The following is a 1,840-nucleotide window of genomic DNA, read 5'->3' as shown; positions in this document are numbered from 1 at the left end:
CGCCCGCCGGCACGCCGCCGCGACCGCGGGCGGCCCCGGCGGCCTGCTGGCCGACCGGCTGGCCGGCAAGCCGGACGCCGAACGCGAACGGATCGTCTCCGACCTCGTCCGCACCCAGATCGCCACCGTCCTCGGCCACGAGAACGGCTCCGCGATCGACCCCCGCCGCGCCTTCACCGATCTCGGCTTCGACTCCCTGGCCGCCGTCGAACTGCGCAACGCGCTCGGCTCGGCCACCGGGCTCCGGCTGACCTCCACCCTCATCTTCGACCACCCCACCCCCCGCGCCCTGACCGAGCACCTGCTCGACAAGGTGAGCGGGGCCGCCCCCGCCGCCGCCCCGTCGCGGACCACCGTGCGGGCCGCGGCGGACGAGCCCGTCGCGATCGTGGCGATGGCCTGCCGCTACCCGGGCGGAGTGACCTCGGCGCAGGACCTCTGGCAGCTGGTCGCCGACGGCACCGACGCGATCAGCGCCTTCCCCGACGACCGGGGCTGGAACACCGAGGAGATCTACGACCCCGAGCCCGGCAAGCACGGCACCACCTACACCCGCGAGGGCGGCTTCCTCCACGACGCCGCCGACTTCGACCCCACCTTCTTCGGCATCAGCCCGAAGGAGGCCCAGGCGATGGACCCCCAGCACCGGCTGCTCCTGGAGACCGCCTGGGAGGCCGCCGAACAGGGCGGCATCGACCCGCACTCCCTGAAGGGCAGCTCCACCGGCGTGTTCGTCGGCGTCATGAACCACGACTGGTCCACCCGCTCCGGCTCCGTCCCCGAGGACCTCGCGGGCTTCACCGACGGCGGCGGCCTCGGCAGCATCGCCTCGGGCCGCATCGCCTACACCCTCGGACTGCACGGACCCGCGGTCACCATCGACACCGCGTGCTCCTCCTCCCTGGTGGCCATGCACTGGGCCGTGCAGGCCCTGCGGCAGGGCGAGTGCACGCTCGCCCTCGCCGGCGGCGTCACCGTGATGGCCACACCGGAGACGTTCGTCGGGATGAGCCTGCAGAGCGGACTCGCCGCCGACGGCCGCTGCAAGGCGTACGGGGCGGGGGCCGACGGCACCGGCTGGGGCGAGGGCGCGGGGCTGCTCCTGCTGGAACGCCTGTCGGACGCCCGCCGCGCCGGACACCCGGTGCTCGCGGTGCTCCGCGGCTCGGCGGTCAACCAGGACGGCGCGTCCAACGGCCTGTCCGCGCCCAACGGCCCGGCCCAGCAGCGCGTGATCCGGCAGGCCGTGGCCTCCGCGGGCCTGACCCTCGCCGACATCGACGCGGTCGAGGGCCACGGCACCGGCACCACCCTCGGCGACCCGATCGAGGCGCAGGCCCTGATGGCCACGTACGGACAGGAACGCGCGAACGGCGATCCGCTGTGGCTCGGGTCGGTCAAGTCCAACATCGGGCACACCCAGGCCGCCGCCGGCGTCGCCGGCGTGGTCAAGATGGTGATGGCGATACGCAACGGCGTGCTGCCCCGCACCCTGCACGCCGACACGCCCTCCCCGCACATCGACTGGACCGAGGGCGCCGTCGAACTGCTCAGCGAGGCCAGGGAGTGGCCGGCGCACGGCCGCCCGCGCCGCGCCGCGGTGTCCTCGTTCGGCGTCAGCGGCACCAACGCCCACGTGGTCATCGAGGAGGCGCCGCCACCCGGACCGCAGGAACCGCGCGGCGAACGGCCCCCGGTCCTGCCACTGACGGTGTCGGCGGCGTCCGCCGAGGCGCTGCGCGCCCAGGCGGCACGGATCGCCGCCCACCTGCGGGCCCACGACGACGTGGACGAACTGGACGTCGCCGCCTCGCTCGCCCGCGGCCGGGCCGCCCTGGAG

The 1,840-nt window shown here is 75.2% G+C and carries 1 protein-coding gene; it reads left to right on the top strand.

Annotation, left to right across the window (positions count from 1 at the left end; translation table 11 throughout):
* The coding region (locus B7767_RS30175; RefSeq protein WP_256923627.1) for a beta-ketoacyl synthase N-terminal-like domain-containing protein at positions 1-1,840 on the top strand (1,840 nt) is incomplete at both ends.

The organism is Streptomyces sp. 13-12-16 (genome assembly GCF_002114215.1).
Lineage (GTDB): Bacteria > Actinomycetota > Actinomycetes > Streptomycetales > Streptomycetaceae > Streptomyces.
Note: the sequence above shows the minus strand (reverse complement) of the source record. Positions and strands in the feature narration are given on the sequence as shown.